We start from the raw sequence: 25844 nt of genomic DNA on the forward strand, positions 1-25844 counted from the left end.
CGGGGTGCGGAGCAGGAAACGACACGCTCAGTCAGCATCCGATCGACTCCGAGCTGTCCCGCTATGTCCACGAGGTGACTTGTCGTCTCTGCGGCATCCCCCAGGTAGTGACGAGCCACCGTACCGGCCCACAGACTCCGGAAGATGCTGTCGATCTTCGTACGACCCCGCAGGTGGATGCCTGTCGGTGAGAAGGAGCCCAACCGATGAAGTTGTCCCCGCATCGGGTTGCCGCCGTCGGCGGCCTCGCGTTGCTGATCGCCCTCGGGCCGCCGGGTACTCCCGGCGCCATGGCCGGTACGGCGCCGGCCGGCTCCCGCCCCGCCGACCCGGCGACGGTCCGTACGGCCGCCGTCGGCGGCACCACCCGGATCACGCTGATCACCGGTGACGTCGTCGAGGTCTCTGCCGCCGGCCCGGGCAGGTACGCCGCCACGGTGACCCCGGCGACCGGCCGGGAGCGGATCGGCTTCCACACCGTCGAGGTCGACGGTGGACTGCGGGTGTTGCCCGTCGACGTGATCCCGTACGTCTCGGCCGGAGTTCTCGACGCCGACCTCTTCGACGTGCAGGAGTTGATCGACGACGGCTTCGGCGATCTCGCCGAGGACGCGCTCCCGTTGATAGTCCGTTACCAGGACCCGGCGGCCGGGCTGCGGCGGCAGACGGTGGGAGCCGAGACCGTCCGTCCGTTGGCGAGTGTCGGTGGTGCCGCGCTCGACGCCGACAAGGACGATCTCGCCGAGTTCTGGAAGTCCGTCGCGGCAGCCCCCGGAGCCCGGTCGACAGGCAAGCCGACGTTCGGCGGCGGGATCGCCCAGATCTGGCTCGACGGCAGGGTCCGGCCGGTACTCGACCGGAGTGTCGCCCAGATCGGCGCGCCGGCGGCCTGGCAGGCCGGCCTCGACGGCACCGGCGTCACGGTGGCCGTACTGGACACCGGGGTGGACGCCAAGCACCCGGACCTGGCCGGCCGGGTGCGAGAGGCGCGCAACTTCAGCAACAGCTCGGACACCGTCGACCGGCACGGACACGGCACCCACGTCGCCGCGACCGTCGCCGGCACCGGTGCCGCCTCGGGTGGCAGCCGTCGCGGCGTCGCACCCGGTGCCAACCTGCTCATCGGCAAGGTGCTGGGTGACGACGGCTCCGGATCGGAGTCGGAGATCATCGAGGGCATGGAGTGGGCCACCGCCTCGGGTGCCCGGGTGGTCAACATGAGCCTCGGTGGCGGGCCCACCGACGGCACCGACCCGATGAGCCAGGCGGTCGATCAACTGACCGCCGACACCGGCGCACTCTTCGTGATCGCGGCAGGCAACAGCGGTGAGGACAGCAGCGTCGGCTCACCGGGCGCGGCGACCACGGCGCTCACCGTCGGGGCCGTCGACCGGGACGAGAAGCTGGCCAGCTTCTCCAGCCGCGGGCCGCGATGGGGTGACGAGGCCCTCAAGCCCGAGATCACCGCGCCCGGCGTCGGCATCGTCGCGGCGCGCGCCGCGGGTACCTCGATGGGGCAGCCGACCGACGCGCACCACACCGGGGCGTCCGGGACGTCGATGGCCGCCCCGCACGTGGCCGGGGCGGCGGCCCTGATCGCCCAGGCCAACCCCGACTGGCGGGCTGCGGACCTCAAGAACGCGCTGGTCAGCACCGCCCGGCAGAACCCGGACCTGAACGTCTACGCGCAGGGAACCGGCCGGGTCGACGTGGCCCGGGCCGTCGGCCAGCCGGTGCACGGCACCGGGGTCGCCGACTTCGGGCTGCGCACCTACTCCGGCGGAAACCAACCGGTGATCACGAAGACGGTCAGCTACCGCAACACCGGCTCGGCCGCGGTCAGCCTCAACCTCGCCGTCGCGGTGGACAACCTCGACAGCAAGAAGGTGGAGTCCGACGCCTTCACCACCGGCGCGACAAGCGTGACGGTACCGGCCGGCGGCACCGTCGACGTGCCGTTGCGACTGGACCCGGCCAAGCTCGACAAGGGGCGGCACAGTGGTTGGCTCACCGCCTCCGGGCCCGGTGACACCCTGATCCGGACCGCGATCGGGCTGACCTACGAAGGCCAGCGTCACCGGGTCAAGGTCCGCGCGCTGGGCATGGACGGCAAGCCCGGCGAGGCAGAGGTCGTGGCCCTGTTCGGCGAGAACAGCCGATCCGACGTACTCGACTCGGTGTACGCCGATCAGGTGCACACCTATCTCCTGGAGGAGGGCACCTACTTCCTGCACGCGCTGACCAGCCAGTTCACCCCGCTCGACCAGCAGTACACGGTGGTCACCGATCCGATGCTCAAGGTCACCGGAGACCTTGAGGTGGTGATCGACCCCCGCAAGGCCACCCCGGTCCGGGTCGAGACCCCCAAGCCGGCCGAGCAGCAGACGGTGATCAGTTTCTACAACCACCGGGTGCACCCCAACGGTCGCTCGATCAGTCACGGCACCATGTACTTCCACACCCTCGACCAGGTCAACGTGACGCCGACCCGGCAGGTGTCCGACGGCAGCTACGAGTTCTCCTACCGGGGACAGCTGACGGCACCGCTGGTGCAGGGCGACGTCCCCGGGGTGCACGGACCGCTGGAGCTCAACCTGCTCAACGAGTCCCCCACCTATCAGGGCAAGCGGCGGTTCCCGCTGGTGCACGCCGGCACCGGGACACCGGCCGAACTGGCCAGGGCCCGGGTCCGGGACGCGTTGGCGGTGGTCGAGGCGGGCGAGAATGCCGACGACCTGGAACTCGTCGCGGCGGCGGCCGCAGCGAAGGCCGCCGGACTGCTCATCATCCGGCCGGCGAGCGAGGAGGCGGGGACCTTCTGGGGACCCGACGGCGAACGGTTGCCGATCCTGGCGATGGCGATGCCACACGACGACGGCCAGCGCCTGCTGGCCCGGGTCAGGAAGGGCGGGGTGCGGATGGATCTCACCCTGACCCCGGCCAGCCCGTACCTCTACGACGTTCTGTTCGTCGAGCGGGGGCGGGTGCCGGACCGGATCAGGCACCGGGTGACCCCGGCCAACTCCGTCCGGATCGCGAGCCGGTACACCGACACCGGCGGATTCGGCTGGACCAACGAGCAGCGGTTCGGCTGGCGTCCCTGGCAGGGTTACGCCTGGAACGACAGGCAACGGTTCGTGCCCACGCCGCACGAGCGGGAGGACTGGGTGTCGGCGAACGACACGCTGTGGCAACACATGGTGAACCACAGGTACTACCGCTTCGACGGCGCGCTGGTCGAGGGCTTCACCCAGACACCCCGCAGCTACCGCCCGGGGCGGGCCCACGAGACCTGGCTCGGGCCGGTGATCCGACCGGCGGCGCCGCAGGGTGAGCCCCAGGTGCTCTCCACCCGTACGAACGACACGCTCGCGCTGCGGATCCCCGAGTTCGTCGACGCCGAGGGCCACTTCAACGTCTCGGACCCGACCGAGGTGAGCGCCCGGCTGTTCAGGGACGGAAAGCTCCTGGAAGAGCTGCCGCACGCCCGAGGAAACGTCGCCGTACCCGCTGGCGACGCGGCGTACCGGCTCGAACTGAGTACGGCCAGGTCCGACGAGGAGTGGATCTGGGGTACCCGGACCGAGACCGCCTGGACGTTCCGGTCGGCCCGTCCGTCCGGCACCACGGCGCAGACACTGGCGCTGCTTCAGCTCGACTACGACGCTCCGGTCGACCTGCGCGGTCGGGCCAGTGATCGGGGGCACCAGGTGGGGCTGAAACTGCGGCAGCAGAGCGGCCTGCCCACGCCGACCCGCACCTCCGTGACCGCTGAGGTGTCCTTCGACGAGGGCAGGACCTGGAAGCGGGCTCGGACGAGCGGCCACGGCACCTCGTACCGGATCGAGGTCCCGGCGGGGCGCGGCGAGACCGTCTCGCTCCGGGTGCAGGCCACCGACGGGGCCGGATCGGCGGTCACCCAGACCGTCATCCGGGCGTACGGCCTGGGTTGAGACCCCGGGCGGGGGCGAACCGCCACGCCCCCGCCCGGCCTACCCGGCCCGACCTGCCGTCCACTGCGGTGCGGTCGGATTACCGGTTCAGCCGACCGACTTGTTGTAGCTGTCGATCTCCGGCTGGACGCTCGCGGCGGCCTCCTTCAACGCCTGCTCGGCCGGCTTCGCCCCGACGATCGCGGCTTCCAGGCCGTCCTCGGAGGCCTTGCGCGCCTGCGGCATCACCCCGAGCAGGCAGCCGGCGGAGGCGACCGACGGCGGGAGCGCGTGCAACTGGTCGACAGCGGTCCGGAACTGCGGGTACTGCGCCACCCAGTCCTTGTCGATCTGCTCCTCCAGCGCCTTCGGGTTGATCGGCACGTAGCCGGTACCGGTGTGCCACTGGGCCTGCTGGGCGGCGCCGGAGGCGAACTTGACGAACTCCCAGGCGCCCCGCTTCTCGGCGTCGCTGTGCCCGACACCGTTGATCCAGAGCGAGGCACCGCCGATGATCGGCCCGCCGGCGGAGGCGTCGGAGACCTTCGGGTACGGCGCGGTGAGGACGGTGAATCTGCCCTTGGCGGCGTCGACGTACCCACGCAGCACGCTCGTGGATTCGAGGTGCATCGCCACCGTACCGGCCTTGAAGGCGGCCTGGGCGTCGTCGGTCTTCCGGCCGGTGTTCGTCGCGTACCCGTTGCGGACCAGGTCGGCCCACCACTGCGCCACCTGCACACCGGTGGCCTGGTCGAACTGCACCTTCGTCGCGAGCTTGTCCCGCCCGTTGCCGTTGTCGCAGTACTCCTTGCCGTCGGTGGCGAGGAGCTGTTCGAGCAGCCAGCCGTAGATCGCGGCGCCGAAGCCGTACTGGGTGGTCTTCCCGCTGCTGTCCTTGACGGTGAGCCGCTTGGCCAGTTCGCCGATCTCGGCGAGGGTCTTCGGCGGCTTGGTCGGGTCGAGCCGGGCCCGCTCGAACGCCTCCTTGTTGAGGTAGAGCAGCGGGGTCGAGGAGTTGAACGGCATCGACCAGAGCTTGCCCTCGACCGAGTAGTAGCTGGCGATGTTCGGCTCGATCTCGGCGGTGTCGAAGCCGTCCTTCTCGATGAACCTGTACATCGGGACGACCTGCCGGGAGTCCACCATGAACCGGCTGCCGATGTCGTAGACCTGGACCAGGGCCGGGGTGTTCTTCTGCTGCACCGACGCCTTGTACTTGGCGATCGTCTCGTCGTAGCTGCCCTGGAAGACCGGCTTGACCTCCACCTTGCCGCCGCTCTGCGCATTGAAGTCGGCGACCAGCTTGTCGACCGCGGCGGCGTTGGCGCCCTTCATGGCGTGCCAGAACTCGACGGTCGTCTTGCCGCTGGCCTTGTCGAGCACCTCGGCACCCGGCGCGTTCAGCGCCTCGGCCGAGTCGCCGTCGTCGGAGCCCGAGCCGCACCCGCCGAGCAGCGCGGTGGCGATGAGCAGGGCTACGGACGCCACACCCGTCCGGCGTAACCGCGAGTTTGCCATTTCCACTCCTTTTGAGAGATGCGATGGTCCTTTGTAGAGGGTTTACCGCGTTGCGTGTCGAGGGCTCACCGCAGTGCGCCGGCGGTGAGTCCGCGCACGATGTACCGCTGGCCGAAGACCACCACGGCCAGCGTCGGGAGCAGGGAGAGCGCGACGCCGGCCAGGACCAGGCCGGGTTGGGCCGCCTCGGCGTCGTTGAGCTGCGAGATCCCGATCTGGAGGGTCTGGAACTCGGCGTCCCGGATCAGGATCAACGGCCAGAAGTACTGGTTCCACGCGGAGAGGAAGACGTAGACCCCGACAGCGGCGATCGACGGCTTGGACAGCGGCACCACCACCCGCCACAACAGACGCCAGTGGCCGCAGCCGTCGATCACCGCCGCGTCCCGCAGCTCGGCCGGGAACTGGAGGAACGCCTGGCGCAGCAGGAAGGTGCCGAACGCCGAGGCGAGGAAGGGCAGCACCAGCCCGAGATAGGTCAACCCGCCCCGGGTCAGTCCCCAGTCGGAGATCGCCAGGTAGTTCGGGATGATGATGGCTTCCCACGGCACCATCAGGGTGGCCAGGAAGAGACCGAAGGTCGCGGCCTTCGCCGGCATCCGCAGGAACGCGAAGGCGTACGCGGCCAGGATGCTGGTCACCACCTGGGCGAGGGTGATCACGCCGGCCTGTACCGCGGAGTTGAGATAGAACCGGCCCAGCGGCACCGAGCGGAAGACGTCGCCGAAGTTCGCCCAGTGCAGGGCGCTCGGCACCAGCGACGGCGGATAGCTGGCCAGGTCGCCGGGACCCATCACGGCACCGGCGAAGGCGTAGTAGATCGGGAAGAGCACCGGGATCAGGGCCAGCCCGAGGACGACGTAGACGACGATCCGGCCGGCGTTCGGTCTTCTCATCGGTAGTGCACCCGCCGCTCCAGGATGCCGAACTGGATCGCCGTGCAGATCAGCATGATCACCAGCAGTACCACCGCCTGGGCGCTCGCCCCGCCGAAGTCGGACGCCCCGAACGCGAACGCCCGCTCGTAGATCGAGTACACCAGCGTGGTGGTCGCGTCGTCCGGGCCGCCCTTGGTCAGGATGTGGATCTGGCCGAAGCTCTGCAGGGCGTGGATCGTGGAGACCACGACGAGGAAGAACAGTTGCGGGGAGAGCAGCGGGATGGTGATTCCGGTCGCCAGCCGCCAGCCGGTGGCACCGTCGAGCCGGGCCGCCTCCACCACCTCGGGTGGGATCGCCGCCACCCCGGCGGAGAGCACCAGGACGTTGTAGCCGAGGTTCATCCACACGGTGGCCAGACCGACGGCGGGCAGCGCGATGGACGGGTCGGTGAGCCAGTCGACCCGGTCGATCCCGACCGCCCCGAGCAGCCCGTTGGCGATCCCGATCGCCGGGTTGTAGATGACGGCGAAGACCACCGACGCGGTCGCCACGGAGAACGCGAACGGGAGGGCGAAGGCGGTACGCAGCACCCGTACGCCGCGCAGCCGCGCCTCCAGCAGCAACACCACGACAAGCGCGCCGATGACCGCGGGCAGCACGCTGATCAGCGTGAACAACGCGGTGGTCGCCAGGACCTCACCGAACTCGCCGGACAACATCTCGGTGTAGTGGTCGAGACCGACGTAGGCGCTCGGCGCACCGAAGATGTCGTTGCCGTGGACGGAGAGATAGAAGGTGCGGGCGAGGGGCCAGAAGATGAAGAGCGCGAAAACCACTATCGACGGCAGCAACAGCAGCCAGGAGAGTGGGGTCTCACGTCGTGGCCGGGCACCCGGGGGTGCCGGGGGATCCGTGGCCGCGCCGGCTCTGGCGCGTTCGGCAGCTAGCGGGGGAGACACCGCCGCACAGTATCAACGCATTCATCCTCGTGGCATCGTTCCGGCTCGATCTTGATCTAGCAGTTACCGGCGTCGAAGTCCGGCGGTCGGGCCGGAGGTGGATCGGACCGGATCCGGTTACCGCCCCCGCCACCTGGGTAACGGGGCCTGAACGGAGGTGATTGGATGACTCGGCAGTCCACGGACGCAACAGAGGCGAACCGGCGGGAGCAGGAGAACTGGATCAACGACGATCGGTCCGGGGAAGCCCCGGCCGGCGACGAGATGGTGGTCGACGATCCGGGCAACGACACCGGGCAGGTGCTGGGGCGGAGCGTACCCATCAACCGCGCTGCCGCGGAGGCGGCGCCGGGTTCGCCCGAGTCCGGCGCGGTACGCACCGAGGACGGCAGGCCAAGCGCCGACAAGCCCTACACGTGACACACGATCGGATCCGGTGACCGGGTCACCGGGCCGTACGGTGCCGCCGGGCGCGGCTGCGGCAGGCGGGGTCCGCCCCGCGCGGGTGGAGGTCGGCGGAAGCCACCTCCACCCCTGCCGCAGCCGCGTCACCGCATCGTGGGGGCGCCGCAGCGTGTGGAACGCTAGACCCGGGCCTGACGGCGCAGGACGAGGGTGCCGGTGCCCAGCAGGGCGACGGCTCCGACGACGAGCGTCCAGAACCACCGGTTCCCGATCAGGTCGAGCTGCCCCCATGCGCCGTCGAGGCGCAATCGACAGCACGCTGACAATCAAGGGGACCAGTAGCATCCCGGCCGCGATGGTGGCCCGGGCATCCACGGCGGCCCACAACAGGAAGCCCGCCATCACGACCACGGTGCCCGCCGGTTGCAGGCCGATCGTCACGTCGTAGTCGGTGGGTAGCAGGAAGACCGCGATCGGCACGGCGAGCAGCCAGGCCGCGGGTCGCCGGGTTCCCGCCGCCGGCCAACGGACCAGCGGCACGATCAGCAGTACGGCGATCGGAAGCGGCCAGATCGTCGAGTCGGTCATTGCGACGTGACCGAGGAACTCGACCGGCAGGTAGTGGCGCTCGCCGGTGGTGGAGTCCACGGTGACGAAGTCCAGACGCAGGCTGGTGAGCGTTGTCGCGAGTGCACCGAGCGTCGCCAGCAGGCCCAGGGTGTGTCGCCCGGCGGCCACCGCGACGATGGCCGAGGCGGCGATGACTGTCGTCACCGGGTGGACCAGACCGGACGGATACGCCAGGGTGCGCTCGGCGGCGATACCGGAGAGGATCCTGCCGGTCTGCGTCAGGCTGCCGGCCGTGGCGTACGCCAGCAGCAGGAGCACGGCCAGCCGCAGCGCACCGAAGAGGGCCGAGCCGGTCGAGCGGGCGCGGTGCGCTCCGGCGCGGGTCCGCAGGCCGTGCAGGACCAGGACGGACGCCTCCCGCAGGGTGGGCCGTCGCTGGTCGGCCCCGGCCACCTCCAGCAGCGTGCCGATCATCTCGGCGCCGTGCTCCCGCCGGTAGTGCTCCGGGTAGGCCCGCAGCAGCAACCGGAACCGCGCCTCCAGTCTGTCCTGGTTCATGCCGGCCGCCCTGTCCTGGTTCATGCCGGCCGCACCGCCCGCCAGCGCGGTGCCGGCCGGTCGGTGACGACCCGCGCGGCCTGGAGCATCCGTTCGGCTTCGGCGCGGAGCGCCGCGACGCCCTCGTCGGTCAGTTCGTAGTAGCGCCGGGCCCGCCCGTTGACCACCTCCTCGTCGACGACGCGGAGGAGTCCTTCGGCGCTGAGCCGGTCGAGCGCCGCATAGAGGGTGCCGGCCGCCATGCGTACCCGACCGGCTGACAGCTCCTCGGCGCGCTTGATGATCGCGTACCCGTGGAGCGGGCCGTCTAGCAGGGCGGCGAGCGTGTAGTAGCTCGGTTCGCGAATAGCCACTTCGGCAACATAGTAAGTTGATCTGACTATTGCAAGAGGGGCGGTTCCGGGCTTCGTCCCCGCCTGCTCGGTCAGCTGACCGTCGGCAGGGGGTCGGTGGGCCAGTTGAGCGCCTTGGCACCCAGTACCGCCGCGTGCAGGGTGAACCGGTGCGCCGGATCGGCCGGGTCGTACCCGGTCAGTTTCTTGATCCGGTCCAGCCGGTAGGTGACTGTGCGCACCGAGACGTGCAGCTTCTTCGCCGACTCGGTCGCCACCGCGCCGGTGCCGAAGTACGTCTCGAGGGTGGACAGCAGTGGCTCGGCGCCGCCACGGGCCCGGGTCAGCGGGGTGAGCACCGCCGAGACCAGGTCGACGATGGCGGGTTGGTCGCGGAGCAGGACCCGGTAGACCAGGAGGTCGTGGGCGCTGACGACCGGCCGCTCCAGGTGCAGTCGCCCGGCCATGGTCAGCGCCTCGCGCGCCTCCTCGTAGGAGCGGGCGATGCCGTACAGGCCGGGGTGCGCCCGGCCGACCGCGATCCGCCAGGGCCGGCCCTGCCGGAGTTGGTCGAGTTCGCCGTACATCAGTTGGCCGAGGTCGTGCCGTTTGTCGGCGGGGGCGGTGCGACCGGCCGCGGCCGGCTCGGCGGGCGCGAGGACCACAAGCAGACCGTCCTTGGTGGCGACCAGCACGTCGCGATCGCCGAGCCGGTCGAAGATGACCGCCTCCAGGGCGCTGATCGCCGCATCGGTGTCCGGCAACCGCCGGCTGGGCGCGGCGAGTGCCACCTGGTGCACCCGGGCCAGGTCGAGGCCGAACGGCTCGGCCCGCTCGACCAGCGAGGCCAGGTCGGAGTCGCCGCGTAGCAGGTCGTCGACCAGTTCCCGACGCAACGTCTCCTCGCGGCGGACCAGTTCGCGCCGAGCCTCGGCGTACCCCTCGGCGAGGGTGGCGACCGCGTCGTCGATGACGTGCAGCACCGCGGCGGCGGCGGCGCGTACCGCCTCCCGATCGCGGGAGCGGACCACGATCGGCAGGTCCTGCCACAGCCGCCGGGCCGCGGACAGGTACAGCTGGACCACCCGCCCGGCGGAGACGCCCCGCTCTGCGGCCTGGCGCCCGAGCCGGCCGACCGCCTCCAACTCGGCCCGCTTGGGTCGGCGCCCGGTGACGGCCGCGTCGGCAAGCAACGGCAGGTAGTCGCCGAGCAACTCCACCGGAACGTTGCCGGCGTCCCGGGCGGCGGCCTCGGCGACGTCGTGCAACCAGTCCTGCTCCGGGGCAGCGCCCCGGCCACGGCTGGTAGCGGCCACCCGTGCACCTCCCGCCAGCGTCGTTGGCACACGCCGTGCCTCGGCGGCAGCGGCCGGATCCGGCTCGGAGGGGGTCCGGGTGCACAGACGCGGGGCCGCGTCGTCGCCGTACTTTGCCGACCGTCGGCAGTTTAACCCTGCTGGTGGCTGCGTGCGGTGGCCCTGTCCCGGCCGGTACGGCCAGCCGAGCCGCCTGCTGAGATGGCGGTCCCGTGGGCACCGGGGCGGGCCGCGCGACGCTGCTGGACCAGCCGGGTCAGATAGAACAACGCGCCGGCCAGTACGCCCATGTCGTCGAGGTAGATCGGATCGGGCAGCAGGTCGACCGGCAGCACCGTGTAGATCAGCGCGCCGTAGAACGCCACCTTGCCGCCGGCACCCAACTCGCCGAGGAGCTTGCGGGTCCGCAGCACCCGGATCGCGAGCATGACGGCTCCGACCAGCGTGGCGACGGCCACGATGCCACCCAGCACAACGATCAGGGTCCACGTTTCCCGGGACATGCCGCAACGGTAACCCCGTGGACCGCGCACCGCCCGGCGACACCACGAAGGAAGCGGCGTCCCGGCTCCGGGGCCTGGACCGTGGGTGGTGCACCGGCCGGCGGGTGGGTGTCCGGTGAGTGGGCGGATCGGCTTGCCGAGCCTGGTCACCTGTTGTTGCACTGCCGGGCGTGACGACCAAGGAGGCCGCACGGCGGCTGCTGCACGCGTACGCGACCCGGCGGGCGATCGAGCCGATCTCGGCCGGTCCGGTGGCGTTGACTGTCGACGAGGCGTACGCGATCCAGTTGGCCCAGGTGGACCAGTGGCTGCGGGACGGTCGGGTACTGCGTGGGCACAAGATCGGGTTGACCTCGGTGGCGATGCAGAAGCAACTCGGCATCGACCAGCCGGACTACGGTCACCTCTTCGCGGACATGTTCTTCCCGCCGGACGAGCCGATCCCACTGCACCGGTTCCTCCAGCCTCGGGCCGAGCCGGAGTTCGCGTTCGTGCTGGCGGGCGATCTCGCCGGACCGGGGCTGACCGTCCGGGACGCCGTGGCGGCGGTCGGCTCCGTGCACCCGGCCCTGGAGATCATCGACTCGCGGATCGTGGACTGGCGGATCGGCCTGGTGGACACGGTCGCCGACAACGCGTCGTCCGGCGGGGTCGTGCTGGGCCCGGATCCCCTGCCGGTGGACGCGGCCGACCTGGCTGCCGTGCCGTGCAGGTTCCTGGTCGACGGCGAGGTGGCGGCGACCGGTGTGGGCGGAGACGTCCAGGGTGCCCCGCTGGGTGCCCTGGTGTGGTTGGCGAACCGGCTGGGCGAGTTCGGCCAACGACTCGAGGCGGGCCAGGTGGTTCTCTCCGGTTCGCTCACCAAAGCGGTGAATATCGATTCCGGCGCCGTCGTGACGGCAGAATTCCCCGGCCTCGGAAGCGTCCGCGCGGAATTCGTCTGACGCTTTGTCCTGACGCGTACGGGGGTATTTTGTCGCCCTCGTGCCCGCGTGTCGGAAAGGGCGGCGCCTATTCGTTCCCCGTCGTCCCGGCTCGACCTTTCCTGTCTGTCTGCCAGTTTCCGGCACTGCGTATTGCGAGGGTGCTGTCACGGCGCGTGACCCAAAGAGTGGATCTTTGGCCTGTTCGATGTGGATGTTGTGCTGAGCCTGGTGGAGGGCCGAATGCGTCATGGCGACGGAAGTAGCCCGATGGGTGGTTCGGTTCGGCCGCCCGGTCCCGGCCGGCGGTCTATTCCGCTCAGTGGTATGGCGCTCTTGCCTGTGATAGGTGTTACCGTGTTGGCTTCCTCACCTGTCGCACGCCAAAGGCAACGGCCAGAAGAACAACGTCGTTCGTCGAGTTGCCGACATTTTCTGTGGTGAATTCAGATGTGTTGTTGAGCGGTGAAAGAGGGCCGGCAGTGAATACCAGACGGAAAATTATCGTGGCCGCCGCGGCGGTGTCCCTGATGTTGGGCCTGTCCGCATGCGGGGGCGACGACGACGCGGCCTCGGCCTCGGGCGACGACCTCGGCACCGTCAAGGTGGCCGTGGGCATCCGGCAGACGTTCGAGTTCCTCCCCGCCGAGTACGGCGTCGAGCTCGGCGTGTGGAGCAAGCGCGGTCTCAAGGTGGAGAACATCTACGTGCAGGGCAGCGGCCAGGTCTCCCAGGCGATGGCCTCGGGGCAGGCGGAGCTGGGCCTGACGGCGGGTGCCTCCGGGGTGGACGCGATCCTGAGCGGCGTACCGTCCAAGATCGTCGGGCTGATCGGCAAGGACTTCAAGATGATGCTCGTCGTCGTGCCGAAGGACTCCCCGATCACCGACATCAACGGCCTCAAGGGCAAGACCGTGGGCGTCTCCGCCGCGGGTTCGCTCACCGACTACCTGGCCAAGAACATCGCGTCGCACCAGGGCTGGGCGGAGAGCGACATCAAGCGGGCCAACATCGGCGGCCTGAACGAGCAGCTCGCGGCGCTGGAGTCCGGCGCGACCGACGCGTTCGTCTGGTCCGCCGAGGCCGGCTTCGCGCTGGAGGAGCAGGGCAAGGGGCGGGTCCTGTTCGATTTCGGCGACGTGGTCAAGGACAACGTCTTCGAGATCATCGTGGCCTCCGACAAGGCGGTGGCGGACCGTGAGGCGGCGATGCGGGCCTACCTCGAAGGTTGGTACGAGACGGTCAACCACATGAAGGCCAACCGGGACGAGACGATCGCGTTCATGGTCAAGACCTTCGAGGTCTCCCAGAACGTGGCGAGCAAGACCTACGACCACGACATGGCGAACCTCTCGCTCGACGGGACGATCCCCGACGTCAACCTCAAGGGGCTGGCCGCCTCGGTGGTGGCCCAGGGCATCACCGACAAGGAGCCCGCCGTCGACACGTTCTGGGACGACCGGTTCGTGCCGGTCGCGGCGGCGGGATGAGTACCGATCAAAAGGCTCGGCCGGTAGCCGGCACCGCGGTCTCCGACCGCGGTGCCGGCACCGCGCCCCGGTGGCGATCGCTCTCCGGGACCAGGCTCGGCATCCTCGCCGTGCTGGCGGTCTGGCTGGTCGCCTGGGAGCTGACCGTGCGCCTCGGCCTGATCAGCTCGACCTTCGCCGCCGCGCCGAGCGAGATCGCGGTCGCGGCGGTCGACCTCGCCGGGAACGCCGGGGTGCGGGCGGCGTTCGCCGGTGCGATCGGCATGTTCCTGGTGTCGTTCGCGATCGCCGCGGTGGCCGGCGTGCTCGCCGGGGCGGCGATGGGGCTGTCCAAGATCGCCTACCGGACCTTCCACCCGGTCATCCTCGGCCTCTTCTCCACGCCAAAGATGATCTTTATCCCGATCTTCATCCTGGTGGCCGGCTTCGGTGTGGTCTCGAAGATCTCCTACGGAGCCGTCTCCGGATTCTTCCCGGTCGCGGTGACCGTCACCGCCGGGGTACGCATGGTCGACCGTCGGCTGCTGCTCGCCGCGCGGTCGATGGGAGCCTCGCGGCTCCAGACCCTGCGCACCGTCGTGATGCCGGGCTCGCTGCCGACGGTCATGGCAGCGCTCTGGTACGGCATGAAGCACGCCCTGCTCGGCGTGCTGATCATGGAACTGTTCGCGTCACAGGAGGGTATCGGCCACTACATCGGCCTCTACACCTCCACCTTCCGCACCGACCGGGTCTTCGCCCTCGTCCTGGGGCTGGCGCTCTTCGCCATCCTGCTGGGCTCGCTGTGGCGTTGGCAGGAGAAGCGGCTGAGCCGATGGAGAGGAAGCCATGGCTGAAACGACCACCGCGGCGACAATTACCGCGACCGACGTGACGATGGCCTACCAGACCCAGCGCGGGCACACGGTCATCGCGCTGGACCGGGTGAGCCTGGACGTACGCCGGGGCGAGTTCGTCAGCCTGATCGGCCCGAGCGGCTGCGGCAAGTCCACCCTGCTCTACATCCTCGGCGGGTTGCGCCGGCAGACCTCGGGCGAAGTGGTGCTCGACGGCCAGCGGGTGACCGGCCCGACCCCGCAGAAGGTGGGCTTCGTCTTCCAGGACTACACGCTCTTCCCCTGGCGCACGATCATCTCCAACATCGAGGTCGGGCTGGAGTTCCGCGGCGTCGGCAAGCGGGAGCGCCGGGAACGGGCCGAGCACAACCTCGACCTGGTGGGGCTCGGCGCGTTCGCGAACGCGTACCCGAGCGAACTCTCCGGCGGCATGCAGCAGCGGGTGGCGATCGCCCGCGCGCTCTCGATGGACCCGGAGATCCTGCTCATGGACGAGCCGTTCGGCGCGCTCGACGAGCAGACCCGGACCGTGCTCGGCGAGGAGCTGGCGCGGATCCTGGAGAAGACCGGCAAGACCATCGTGTTCGTGACGCACAGCCTGAGCGAGGCGGTGTTCCTCTCCGACCGGGTGGTGGTGATGTCGGCCCGGCCGGGGCGGATCAAGGAGATCCTCACCGTGACCGAACCCCGGCCGCGCCAGCCGGAGTTCTCCACCTCGCGCGGCTTCACCGACCTGCGCAACGGTCTCTTCGAGCTGCTGCACGAGGAGGTACGGGCGGCGACGCTCGCCGAGATGAGCGGCGTGGGCGGGGACGGCCGGCGTGGCTAGGCGGGAGCGGCTGACCGTCGTCGCCATCCAGCTCGGCCTGGCTGCGGTGGTGGTGGCGATCTGGGTCTACCAGACGCGCACCGGACGGGTGTCGCCGATCCTGCTGCCCCGCCCCGAGCGGGTGCTCCAGGAGTTTCCCGAGCTGCTGCGCGATCCCGTCTTCTGGGGCAGCCTGCGGGTGACGGCTCTGGAACTGGTCGGTGCGTTCGCTCTCGCCGCCGCCTCCGGGCTGCTGGTCGGCGTACTCGTCGGGCGGTGGGCACCGGCGGCGCGGGTCGCCACGCCGCTGCTCGCCTGGGCGCAGACCGTGCCGATCATCCTCTTCTACCCGATCTGCATCCTGCTCTTCGGGATCGGGCCGATGTCGAAGGTCGCCTTCGGCGGCTTCTACGGCTTCTTCCCGATCGCGGCGAACACGGTGCTCGCCCTCTCCACCGTGCCGCCGCGCTACCTCACCGCCGCCGCCGCGCTGGGGGCGACCCGGCGGCAGACCGTCACCCGGGTACTCATCCCGGCCGCCCGGCCACTCATCCTCTCCGGGATCCGGCTGGGGGCGGCGCTCTGCCTCATCGGGGTGCTCGCGGGCGAGCTGCTCGGCTCGACCGACGGGCTCGGCTACCGGATCGCCTCCAGTTCCGGCTCGTTCCGCACCCCGGAGCTGTACGCCTACATCACCGTCGCGCTGGTGCTGGTCGCCATCTTCAACCTCGCCATCACCCGGGCGGACGAACGCAATGCCCAACCATGAGCGAGCGCCCGGACATGAGCGAGCGCCAAGGGGTCAGCGAGCGCCAGGGGATCAGCGAGCCCGCCGAGCGGCTCGGCCCGTTCGGCACCGGCACGGGGCAGTGGATCGCCGGTACCGATGACCGCTGGCCCGGCCGCGCGTCCGACGGCGCTCAGCACGCTCCTGTTCTGCCACGGTCTCGGCATCAACACGGTGGCGTTGCCGCTGCTGGCGCTGCACCACGGGCACGGCGCGGCAGCCGTCGGGGTACTCGTGGCGATCTCCGGCTTCGGCCAGATCGGCATCCGGATCGTCGTCGCGCGCTGGGACCACCGGCTGACCGAGCGCGGCCTGATCCTGGCCGCGGTGGCGCTGCTGTGCCTGTCGAGCGCGCTGGTGCTGCCACTGCCGGCGCTCTGGGCGTTCGTGCTGGCGAGCCTCGCCCAGGGCGTCGCCCGCGGTGTCTTCTGGCTCGGGATGCAGGCCCACGTGGTACGCAGCGTTCCCGAGCCGCGTCGGGCACTGGCCGTGGTCGACTTCGTCGGTGGCATCGGGCTGGTGACCGGACCGGCCATGATCAGCCTGGTCGGTGGCTCGCTCCCGGCCGCGCTGGCGCTGGGAATCGGCACCACAGCACTCGCCGCGCTGCCCGCGCTGCGCCTGACCCGTCTGCCGCTGCCACCGCCGGCGCGTACGGGTGGCCAGGTGTGGCAGGTGTGGCGGCGCCCGGCACTGCGCCCGGCGGTCCTGGCGGCCGTCTCGACCGGCACCTGGCGAGGACTGCTCGGCTCGTACGTCCCGGTGGTGCTCGCCGCGGCCGGCTACTCCGCCTCGGCGGTCGGCCTGCTCGTCGGCTTCGGCTCGGCGACGAGTATCGCCGGTTCGATGCTGGCCGGGGTCGCACCGGCCCGCCGGCTGGGCCCGCTGTATGTCACCGGTGCACTGGCGGCCGGCGCCGGGCTGGCCGGGATCGGGCTCTGGCCGGGCCACCTTCCGGTCACTGTCGCGCTGCTGTTCGCCAGCGGGGTGGGCGCGGGCATGCTGCAGACGCTCTGCACCTCGATGGCGGCGTACGCCGTCGAACCCGCCGAGCGGGGCCGGGTGGTTGCCGACGTCGGCACGTACCGGGCGGTCGCGCTGCTGGCGTCGCCGCTGGGCATCGTGGCCCTGCTGCCCGTCTTCCCACCCGGCCCGGCGATGGCCCTGGTCGGGGCGGTCGCGGTGATACCGGCGCTGCGTCGACCGCCGCCGCCGACCGATTGACCGCCGCCCTCGGCGGATTGCCTGCCGCCCCAGGCGGACTGATCGCCACCGCTGGCCGGTCGGGTGCCGGTCGCCGGGTCGGTGCCGGTGGGCCGGTTCGACCGTCGCTGGTTGGATGAGGAGGAGAGATGTTCGAACAGGTCCATCCCCGCACCCGGGTGATCGCCGGGGCCGGTGCGCACCGGCGCCTGCCGGAGTTGCTGGCGGAGCTGCGCGCGGGCCGGGTCTTCGTGGTCTGCGGCCGCACTGTCGCCGCCGGTCCCCAGCTCGCGGCGCTGCGCGAGGTGCTCGGCGACGCGATCGTCGGGGTCTTCGACGGGATCCGCCCGCAGGGCGGCCTCAACCACCTGGACAGGGCCGCCGACGCGATCCGGGCCTCCGGCGCGCAGGCGGTGCTGAGCCTCGGCGGTGGCGCGGCGATCGACACCGCGAAGTACCTGATCCTGCTGCTCACCGTGGACGGACCGCTCGACGACTACCAGGTGCCGAAGGGGCGCGGCCGGGAGGGGCGTCCGGCCCGGGCACTCACCGGTACCGCGTACCCGCACATCGCGGTGCCGACCACCACCGGCTCGTCCAGCGAGGTGATGCCCTGGGCCGGGGTCCGGGACGAGCAGCGCGGCGAGAAGGTGCTCTTCCGCGACCCGCTGCTGGTACCCGACGTGGCGGTCCTCGACCCGCTCCTCGTGGTACCGACCGGCGCGGCGCTCACCGCGTCCAGCGGGGTCACCGCGGTGGCACGGGCGGTGGAGGCGACCTACTCCCGAGACCGGCAGCCGATCGCCGACGGGTACGCGCTACAGGCGCTGCACCTGCTCCGTACCGGCCTGCCCCGCTCGATCGAGGCGCCGGACGACCTCGACGCCCGGCTCGACGCCCAGGTCGGCGCGCTGCTGTCCGGCATCGCGGCCGACAACGCGATGGTGTCGCTCACCCATGCGATCGGGCACGCGGTCGGCGGCCGGTACGCCCTCCAGCACGGCGTCGCACACCGGATCTTCCTGCCCCCGGTCGCCGGGCGGCTGCTGCCGGCCGAGGGTTCCCGGGTGGCCCGCGTCGCGGAGGCGCTCGGCGCGCAGGGGCGGGACGCGGCTGCGGTCACCGCCGCGCTGCGGGACATGCTCGCCCCGCTGCCGATCCCCACCCGGCTGCGTGACGTGCACGTCGACCGGGCCGACCTGCCGGCGATCGCCAAGGCGACAGGCGTCGAGCCGATGATGGCGTACGTGCCCCGGGAGGTACCGGTCGAGGAGATCGAGGAACTGCTGGAGTCGTGTTGGTGACGCCGTCGGTGGCCGGGGCGCCGGGCCAGCAGCGCCGCCGACGGCGCCGGACGCCCCAGCCGAGGGTCGCGGTGGTCTCGACAGGTGGCACGATCGTCTCGGTCGGGCGCGACCGGCTGGACCTCACCGGGTACGCCGAGCGGGCCGAGATGCGGGCCCTCGGCGAACTCCTGGCCGAGCTGCCGGAACTGGCCACCCTCGCGGAGATCGTCCCGGTCGAGCTGCCGAACGTGCCGAGCCACGCGCTCGACCTGGCCGGCGCGCTTCGGGTCGGGCGTACCGCGCGGGACCTCGCGAGCGATCCGACGATCGCGGGCGTCGTGGTCACGCACGGCACCAACACGCTTGAGGAGACCGCCTTCCTGCTCGACCTGGTCTGCCCGCCGGGTACCCCGGTGGTGGTCACCGGCGCGATGCGCCCGGCCACCAGCCTGAGCGCGGACGGGCCGCTGAACCTGGTGAACGCGGTCCGGTTGGCGGCCGACCCGGCGGCGCGGGACCGGGGTGTGCTGGTGCTGCTCGACGACACGGTGCACGCCGCCCGGGACGTCGGCAAGGCGTCGGCCAACCGGCTGTCGGCCTTCCAGGGCGGCGAACTCGGGCCGCTCGGCTTCGTCGAGGGTGACGGTGCGGTGATCTTCCACCACCGCGCCGAGCCCTGGGCCGCCCGGGGGGCGTTCGACCCGGCGACCGTCGGCACGCCGCCGAGGGTGGAGATCGTGCTGTCCTACCTCGGCGCCGACGGCGCGCTCGTCGACGCGGCGGTCGCGGCGGGAGCGGCCGGAATCGTGAGCGCCGGCACCGGTGCCGGCTATCCGACCCCGGCCGAGTCGGCGGCGCTGGACCGGGCGACTGCCGGGGGAGCGGTGGTGTGCCAGGCGACCCGGGTGGCGTCCGGCCGGGTGACACCGCGTCCGGCCGCGCTCGCCGACGGCGTGGTGACGGCCGGAAACCTCAACCCGTGGAAGGCCCGCCTGCTGCTGGCACTGGCGTTGACCCGTACCCGTGACGCGGTCGCGATCCAGCGGCTCTTCGACCGGTAGCGCGGTCACGTGATCCCGACGACGGGGACGGGAAGGGAGCCCGGCGGCCGGAGCCGGCACCGCCGCCTAGCGCGGCACTCCGGCCGCCGCCCTCCACAGGTCGCCAACGGGTCGCCGGTCGAGGTCGCGGGCCGCCGCCCAGAGCGCATCGGCGCCAGCGGTGTTCTCGGCGAACTTCCGGCGTACCCCGGCCGTCTCGTCCACCTTCCGGTTCGGGTCCCCGTCGAACCGCTCGGCACCGGCCAGCACGTGCATCCGGGCGCCGAACCCCGCCGCGAGGTCGGGGTCGGCGACGTACTCCACCCGGCGGGCGAGGGCGCGTACCGCCTCCCGACCGGTGCTCTCCGGCTCGAACGAAGCGACACCGACCCGACCGTCGACCAGGGCGAGCGCGACCGCCATCGGCAGGCTGGCCCGGGCCTGGTACTCGCTGGCCGGCGCGACCTTCTCGGCGACGGGTTCGCAGACGATCGGCACATACCAGGGGGCGACCCCGCAGACGATCCGGTCCACCCGGGCGGCGTCCACCCGCTCCCGCAGCGCCAGCGCCATCTCGATGAACGGGTGCAGCACGTGCGCGCAGGGGTACAGCTTGACCTCGGCCTCCATGGAGAGCCACCGCTCGCCCAGCCCGTCGGTGATCCCGCCCAGCGCGTCGGCCTCGGGGGCGGCGCCGAGGAACGACGCGAAGACGCCGTGCCGGCCCTCCACCACCGAGGCGGGACCGGGGAAGGCCCGGCCGGCGAGACCGTCGGCCACGATGCCGCCGTGTGCCGCCCAGCCCGGGTGCAGCCGCTTCGACCAGGTGCCGTCGCTGAGGAACTCCAGCAGCCCGCCGGACATGCTGCCGGCCAGCCCCATCGCGCTCGCGATCACCGAAGGTTCCCGGCCGCGCAGCACGCCGGCCACCAGTGCGGCGGCGAGTGGGCCGAGTACCCCGGTCGCCTGGAACCCCCGGGCGTGCAGTCCCCGGCCGGCGGCGGCGCCCAGCCGGGCCAGCAGCTCGTCACCGGCGGCGACCGCGGTGATCAGGTCGGCGCCGGGTCGGGAGTCGTCCGCGAAGGCCAGCGCCGCCGGCAGCAGTACGCCCATCGGGTGGATCACCGAGGTCGGGAAGGTGTCGTCGAAGTCCAGCGCGTGTACCAGCGTCCCGTGGGCGAGCGCGGCCGCGGCCGGGTGCAGCGGAGCCGGGTCGAGCAGCAGCCGGGCCTGCCCGGTCCCGCCCAGCTCGGCCGCCAGCTCCCGGACGGCGATTCCCGGCGGGGTGGACCAGGCGGCCACCACCAGCCCCACCGCGTCGGCGAGCCGCAGCGCGACCCGGTCGCGGACCTCGGCGGGTACGTCGCCCGGGCGCAGGTCGCGGGCCCAGCTGGCGAAGGTGGTGGCGATGGTCGACACGAAACGCTCCAGAAGGGTTGTAAGGGATATGAGAAATCTATGGGATGAGGTGGACCCGGCGGAGGTGGTCGAGCTGGCCCTCGCACTGGGCCGGATCGACAGCCCGAGCGGGGACGAGCACGCGGTCAGCGACTTCCTGCACGACTGGTGCGCCGACGCCGGGCTCTCGCCCCGACGGGTCCGGTCCCACCCGGAGCGTGCGGCAAACATCGTCGGCCGGATTCCGGGTACCGGTGGCGGGCGCTCGCTGCTGTTCAACAGTCACATGGACACGGCGGTGGCGCCCGGCGACCGCACCTACTTCGCCGACCCCGACCGCCCCGAGTTCCACACCGCCTGGCAGGACGGCGGCGAGATCGTCGGGATCGGTGTGGTCAACGACAAGGGTCCGATGGCGTGCTGGCTGGTGGCGGCCGCGACCCTGCGCCGCTCCGGCGTACGCCTCCCCGGCGACCTGGTCCTGACGATGGTCACCGGGGAGATCGGCCACGAGCCGGTCGACGAGTTCGACGGTCCCCGCTACCAGGGCAAGGACCACGGCAGCCGGTACGTGGCCACGCACGGCGGGATCGCCGACTACGTTGTCGTCGCCGAGACCACCTCGTTCACGCCGATCTGGGTCGAGCCCGGCAAGGCGTTCTTCCGGATCGAGGTGCGTGGCCGGGACCGGGGCGTCTACACGCCCTACCTGACCCGCCCGTACGCCGCCGACGCCCAGCCGAACGCCGTCGTCCGGGCGGCACCGGTGATCAGCGCGATCGAGGAGTGGGCGTACGGCTACCAGGAGCGGAACCGGGCGCGCCGGGAGGCCGGCGAGGTGGTGCCGAAGGTCAACATCGGGGCGATCCGGGCCGGCCACCCCAGCCAGCCGATCCTGTCGCCCGCCTCCTGCCAGCTCTACCTGGACGTCCGGATCCCGCCCGGCGACAACCCGCTCGACGTGCAGGAGGAGCTGCGCGAGCTGGTACGCCGGGTGACGCCGGACGCCGACGTCGAGTGCTACCTGTTCCGGCGCGGGTACGAGGCGATCGGCGCCGAGCCGCTGGTGGCCGCCCTGCGTACCGCGACCGAGGCGGACGTGCCTCCGGCGCGACGCACCGACCCGGGACACACGCCGTCGAGCATGTGGCGCGACCTGAACGTCTGGAACGAGCTGGGGATGCCGGCCGTGACGTACGGCCCGGGGCAGGGCACCGGGGGCGGGAACGTATCGATCGCGGCGGACGACCTCGCCGCCTGTGCCCGGGTCTACCTGCGCACGGCAGTCGAGATCTGCGGTACGTCCCGGTGAACCCATCGGCCAAGCCTGGCGGAACCGGGCCGCAGCGGGGCAGCGCCGCGTTCCACTGGCCGGACGGCCCTGCTGGGCAGCCGCAACCGGCGCCCCGTTCACTTGACGGGGTGGAGGCACCAACATCCGGAGAGGTCCGGCTCACGGTCAACGGCGCCGAACACCGGCTGCCGCTCGACGACAACGCGCTGCTGCTCGACGTGCTGCGCGACCGGCTGCGGCTGACCGGCGCCAAGCGCTCCTGCGACGTGCAGGTCTGCGGCGCCTGCACGGTACTGGTCGGCGGTGAGCCGGTCAGCTCCTGCTGCTACCTCGCCGCCGACGCGCGGGACGGTGCGGTGGAGACGATCGAGGGCTTCACCGCCGAACCGGGCTTCGCGACGGTGGCCGAGGCGTTCGCCAGGCACAACGCCTTCCAGTGCGGGTACTGCGCGCCCGGCTTCCTGATGACCCTCAAGCCGCTGCTGGCCCGGGGCGCCCTGCGCAGCCGGGCGGACGTGGAGCGGGAGTTCGCCGGCAACCTCTGCCGCTGCACCGGCTACCGGGCGATCCTGGACGCCATCTGCGAAGCGGCCGGAGTCGAGTCATGACCGCGACGCCGGGCGTGCCGCCGCAGGCCGATCGGGAACTGGAGGTGGTTGGCCGGTCGTCGGTCCGGACCGACCTCGTCGGCAAGCTGACCGGTGCGGCCGAATACGCCGCCGACCTCGACGCACCGGACGCGCTCCAGGTCCGGCTGCTGCGCAGTCCGGTCGCGCACGCCCGGATCACCGAGCTGGACACCACGGCGGCGTACGCGGTCCCCGGAGTGGTCGCCGTGGTGACCGCGGCGGATCTGGTCGACTTCGACGCCACCTGGGGACACTACGTGCGGGACCGCCCGATCCTCGCCCGCGAGGTGGTGCGGTTCGCCGGCGAGATCGTCGCGGCCGTCGCCGCCGAGAGCGAGGCCGCCGCCGCGGCCGGCGTCCGGGCGATCCGGGTGGGGTACGAGCCACTGCCGGCCGTGCTCGACGTGCGGGACGCGGTGGCGCCCGGTGCGGTACGGGTGCACGAGACCGCCGCCCGGCCCGGCTTCGGCTGCCCGCCCAGTGCGGCATTCGCCGACGGCAACGACTTCTTCCACTACCGCGTCGACCTGGATCGGACGCCAGGTGACGATCCGCCGGACGCGGTGGTGATCGACCGGGAGTACGCGTTCCCGGCCGTCTACCAGTATGCGATGGAGCCGCACGCCGTCGTCGCCTCGGCCGACACCGACGGCATCGACCTCTGGTCTTCCTGCCAGCACCCCTTCCTGGTACGCCAGGAACTCGCCGAGGTCTTCGGACTGCCGCAGGAGCGGGTACGGATCCGGGTCCCCTTCGTCGGTGGCGGGTTCGGCAGCAAGTCCTACGCGAAGCTGGAACCGGTAGCAGTCGCCGTGGCCCGGGTCGCCGGCCGACCGGTGCGGCTGGTCAGCCGGGTGGACGAGGCGATGGTCACCACCCGCCGGCACGGCATGCGCTGCCGGATGCGTACCGTGGTCGGCCGGGACGGGCGGTTCCGGTCCCGGCACGCCGAGATCTGGATGGACACCGGCGCGTACGCCGACAACGGTCCCACGGTCACCATGGTCGCCGGGATGGCGGCTACTGGGCCGTACCGGTGGGAGCGGGTGCACGTCGACGCCGCCTGCGTCTACACCCACCTGCCGCCCGCCGGCTCGTACCGGGGGTTCGGTGCCGCGCACCTGCAGTGGGTGGGCGAGTCCCAGGTCGACGAGGCCGCGGCGGTGCTCGGCCTGGACCGCCTGGAACTGCGTCGACGGAACCTGCTGCACCGGGGCGAGATCGTCATCCCGGGCTGCCGCCCGCTCGACGCCGACCTGGCGGGCGACCTCGACGCGGTGGCTAGCCGGCTCGGCTGGGGCACCGAGCTGCCCGCCTGGCACGGTCGCGGACTCGCGGTGGGGGTTTCCCCGGCCGGGGTCTCGGCACTGTCCCGCGCCCGGGTGGAGTTGCGGCCTGGCGGTCGGGTGGCGGTGCTGGTCGGCTCGCAGGAGATCGGCCAGGGCGCCCGTACCGTGCACGCGCAGATCGCCGCCGAGGTGCTCGGCCTGCCCGTGGACCGGGTGGAGGTGCCGGGTACGGACACCGCGACGACCCCGTACGACCGGTCGACCGGGGCCAGCCGCTCCACGACCGTCGCCGGGCTCGCCGTCGCCCGGGCCGCCGAGCGGCTGCGGGACGAGATCGTCACGGCCACCGCCGCACGCTGGGGCGTGCCGGCGTCCGAGGTGTTCCTCCGGAACGGGCAGGTGGTCTGCGGTGACCGCGCCGATGACCTGGCGACGCTGTCGCCCGAGGATCCGACGGCGTTGTCACCCGGGGATTCGACGGCGCTGTCGCCCGGGGATCCGACGGAGCTGTCGCTCGGCGGGTCGGGCGGCCTCGTGGGGGAGGGGTCGGCGGAGGAGTTGGGTGGTGGGTCCGGGCCGGCGCTGTTCTGGGAGGTCTGCGTGGCCGGCGCCGAGGTGACTGTCGACCCGGAGACCGGGCGGATCGAGGTGGGCGAGGTGGTGACCGTGGCCGACGTGGGCCGGGCGATCAATCCCAGCCTGGTCGAGCGCCAGGACGAGGGATGCACGCTCCAGGCGCTCGGTAACGCCCTCTTCGAGGAGATGCGCTTCGGTGCCGACGGTGTGCTGCGCAACGACAGCCTGCTGGACTACCGGGTGCCCACCGTCGCCGATGTGCCGGACGGGATGACCTGCGTGATCGTCGAGAACGGCGACGGTCCGGGGCCGTTCGGCGCCAAGGGCTGCGGCGAGGGCGTCTTCGGCGGGTTGACCGCCGCGCTGGTCACCGCCGTGACAGACGCCGGGGTACGGGTACCCGAACTGCCCATGTCGGCCGACCGGGTGTGGCGGTGGATCAATGCTTCCTGACTTCACGATCCTGCGCCCCAGCGGGCTCACCGAGGCCTGCGGACTGCTGGCGGAGCGCGGGCCGGACGCGGCGGCGTACGCCGGCGGCACCGAACTGCTGCTCGCGATGAAGCTCGGCGAGGCGGCTCCCCGGTACCTCGTCGACCTCAAGGGGGTGCCGGGGCTGGACACCCTCGGGGTACGCGACGGCGTCCTGCGGATCGGCGCGCTGGTCACCCACCGCCAGCTCGAACGGTCGGCCGGGGTAGCCGAGGTGCTCCCCGCGCTCGTCGAGCTGGAACGGCGCCTCGCCAACCCTCGGATCCGCACCTCCGGAACGGTCGGCGGCAACCTGGCCTCCGGGCGCCCGCACTCGGATCTGGCCACCTTCTGCATCGCCGCCGGGGCGACCGTCTCGACGGTCTCCGCCGCCGGCTCGCCCCGGACCATCGACGCGGCCGACCTGACGGTCGCGCCGTTCGAGACCGTGCTCGACCCCGACGAACTCGTGGTCGCGGTTGAGGTGCCGGTGCCGCCGGCCGGGACCGCGCTGGCACACGAGCGGTTCATCCTGGTCGAGCGACCGGCCGTCACGGTCACCGTCCGGCTGGAGAGCGAAGGAGGCGTCGTCACCGGGGCGCGGGTGGTGGCCGGTGCGGCGGCACCGGTACCGGCGGAGCTGCCCGGAGCGGTCGACGCGCTGCTGGGGCTGCCGGTGGATGCCGGCCCGGAGGCGCTCGGTCCGGCCGGGGCGGCCGCCGCCGCGCAGTTGACGGTGGCCGACGGGGTCGACGGCGACTATGCCCGGCAGCTGGTGTCGGTGCTGGTACGCCGTGCCGCCCGGGCGGCGCTGGCCAACCTCATCTCCTGACACGAACT

At 71.8% G+C, this 25844-nt stretch carries 21 protein-coding genes; 13 read left to right on the forward strand and 8 right to left on the reverse strand.

Features of this window, described 5'->3' with window-relative positions; translation table 11 throughout:
* Positions 1–206 precede the first annotated feature (206 nt).
* Positions 207–3953 (forward strand): S8 family serine peptidase, encoded by a 3747-nt coding sequence (locus tag CLT71_RS34270; protein ID WP_101370747.1) that lies wholly within the window; start codon positions 207–209, stop codon positions 3951–3953.
* 87 nt (positions 3954–4040) lie between these two features.
* Here CLT71_RS34270 and CLT71_RS34275 read toward each other — a convergent pair whose 3' ends face one another.
* The 7 genes from CLT71_RS34275 to CLT71_RS34305 form a co-directional block, all read right to left on the reverse strand.
* Positions 4041–5450, reverse strand: a complete 1410-nt coding sequence (locus CLT71_RS34275) for an ABC transporter substrate-binding protein (RefSeq protein ID WP_101370748.1) — start codon at positions 5448–5450, stop codon at positions 4041–4043.
* Between the two features lie 65 nt (positions 5451–5515).
* Positions 5516–6346, reverse strand: coding sequence for a carbohydrate ABC transporter permease (locus CLT71_RS34280; RefSeq protein ID WP_101370749.1), 831 nt, complete (start codon positions 6344–6346; stop codon positions 5516–5518).
* Positions 6343–7290, reverse strand: a complete 948-nt coding sequence (locus tag CLT71_RS34285) for a carbohydrate ABC transporter permease (protein ID WP_101370750.1) — start codon at positions 7288–7290, stop codon at positions 6343–6345. Before CLT71_RS34285 ends, CLT71_RS34280 begins: the two co-directional genes overlap by 4 nt.
* A gap of 117 nt (positions 7291–7407) precedes the next feature.
* Positions 7408–8823 (reverse strand): hypothetical protein, encoded by a 1416-nt coding sequence (locus CLT71_RS34290; protein ID WP_143743733.1) that lies wholly within the window; start codon positions 8821–8823, stop codon positions 7408–7410.
* 20 nt (positions 8824–8843) lie between these two features.
* Positions 8844–9176, reverse strand: coding sequence for a PadR family transcriptional regulator (locus CLT71_RS34295; RefSeq protein WP_486483606.1), 333 nt, complete (start codon positions 9174–9176; stop codon positions 8844–8846).
* A 71-nt stretch (positions 9177–9247) separates the two neighbouring features.
* Positions 9248–10471 (reverse strand): helix-turn-helix domain-containing protein, encoded by a 1224-nt coding sequence (locus tag CLT71_RS34300; RefSeq protein ID WP_101370752.1) that lies wholly within the window; start codon positions 10469–10471, stop codon positions 9248–9250.
* Between the two features lie 131 nt (positions 10472–10602).
* Positions 10603–10974, reverse strand: coding sequence for a YkvA family protein (locus CLT71_RS34305; RefSeq protein ID WP_143743734.1), 372 nt, complete (start codon positions 10972–10974; stop codon positions 10603–10605).
* A 170-nt stretch (positions 10975–11144) separates the two neighbouring features.
* Here CLT71_RS34305 and CLT71_RS34310 point away from each other — a divergent pair, with 170 nt between their 5' ends.
* The 8 genes from CLT71_RS34310 (at position 11145) to CLT71_RS34345 (ending at position 19368) form a co-directional block, all read left to right on the forward strand.
* Positions 11145–11918: a fumarylacetoacetate hydrolase family protein gene (locus CLT71_RS34310; protein WP_101370753.1), complete on the forward strand. Its 774-nt coding sequence runs from the start codon at positions 11145–11147 to the stop codon at positions 11916–11918.
* A gap of 509 nt (positions 11919–12427) precedes the next feature.
* The gene (locus CLT71_RS34315; protein ID WP_101370754.1) at positions 12428–13387 is read left to right on the forward strand and encodes an ABC transporter substrate-binding protein; all 960 of its coding nucleotides are present in this window, start codon (positions 12428–12430) and stop codon (positions 13385–13387) included.
* Positions 13384–14223 carry an ABC transporter permease gene (locus CLT71_RS34320; protein ID WP_101370755.1) on the forward strand — a complete coding sequence of 280 codons (840 nt, stop codon included), beginning with the start codon at positions 13384–13386 and terminating at the stop codon, positions 14221–14223. Before CLT71_RS34315 ends, CLT71_RS34320 begins: the two co-directional genes overlap by 4 nt.
* Positions 14216–15052: an ABC transporter ATP-binding protein gene (locus CLT71_RS34325; protein ID WP_101370756.1), complete on the forward strand. Its 837-nt coding sequence runs from the start codon at positions 14216–14218 to the stop codon at positions 15050–15052. The genes CLT71_RS34320 and CLT71_RS34325 overlap by 8 nt, the downstream gene beginning before the upstream one ends.
* Positions 15045–15800 carry an ABC transporter permease gene (locus CLT71_RS34330; RefSeq protein ID WP_101370757.1) on the forward strand — a complete coding sequence of 252 codons (756 nt, stop codon included), beginning with the start codon at positions 15045–15047 and terminating at the stop codon, positions 15798–15800. The genes CLT71_RS34325 and CLT71_RS34330 overlap by 8 nt, the downstream gene beginning before the upstream one ends.
* 117 nt (positions 15801–15917) lie before the next feature.
* The gene (locus CLT71_RS34335) at positions 15918–17042 is read left to right on the forward strand and encodes an MFS transporter (protein WP_101370758.1); all 1125 of its coding nucleotides are present in this window, start codon (positions 15918–15920) and stop codon (positions 17040–17042) included.
* 128 nt (positions 17043–17170) lie between these two features.
* A complete protein-coding gene (locus tag CLT71_RS34340; RefSeq protein ID WP_101370759.1) occupies positions 17171–18325 on the forward strand; it encodes an iron-containing alcohol dehydrogenase in 1155 nt (384 codons plus the stop codon).
* A complete protein-coding gene (locus CLT71_RS34345; protein WP_101370760.1) occupies positions 18316–19368 on the forward strand; it encodes an asparaginase in 1053 nt (350 codons plus the stop codon). Before CLT71_RS34340 ends, CLT71_RS34345 begins: the two co-directional genes overlap by 10 nt.
* Positions 19369–19434: 66 nt before the next feature.
* Here CLT71_RS34345 and CLT71_RS36775 read toward each other — a convergent pair whose 3' ends face one another.
* Complete coding sequence (locus CLT71_RS36775) at positions 19435–20766, reverse strand: MmgE/PrpD family protein (RefSeq protein ID WP_158242373.1); 1332 nt, start codon at positions 20764–20766, stop codon at positions 19435–19437.
* A 28-nt stretch (positions 20767–20794) separates the two neighbouring features.
* Between CLT71_RS36775 and CLT71_RS36780 the strand changes: the two genes are divergently transcribed.
* From CLT71_RS36780 to CLT71_RS34365, 4 genes are all read left to right on the forward strand, one after another.
* Entirely contained in the window at positions 20795–22057 is a 1263-nt protein-coding gene (locus CLT71_RS36780; RefSeq protein ID WP_158242374.1) for a M20/M25/M40 family metallo-hydrolase, read from the forward strand.
* A 110-nt stretch (positions 22058–22167) separates the two neighbouring features.
* Positions 22168–22647 (forward strand): 2Fe-2S iron-sulfur cluster-binding protein, encoded by a 480-nt coding sequence (locus tag CLT71_RS37260; protein ID WP_101370762.1) that lies wholly within the window; start codon positions 22168–22170, stop codon positions 22645–22647.
* Positions 22644–24986, forward strand: coding sequence for a xanthine dehydrogenase family protein molybdopterin-binding subunit (locus CLT71_RS34360; RefSeq protein ID WP_101370763.1), 2343 nt, complete (start codon positions 22644–22646; stop codon positions 24984–24986). The genes CLT71_RS37260 and CLT71_RS34360 overlap by 4 nt, the downstream gene beginning before the upstream one ends.
* A complete protein-coding gene (locus tag CLT71_RS34365; RefSeq protein ID WP_101370764.1) occupies positions 24976–25836 on the forward strand; it encodes an FAD binding domain-containing protein in 861 nt (286 codons plus the stop codon). Before CLT71_RS34360 ends, CLT71_RS34365 begins: the two co-directional genes overlap by 11 nt.
* Positions 25837–25844: the final 8 nt, after the last annotated feature.

The organism is Plantactinospora sp. CNZ320, assembly GCF_002846275.1.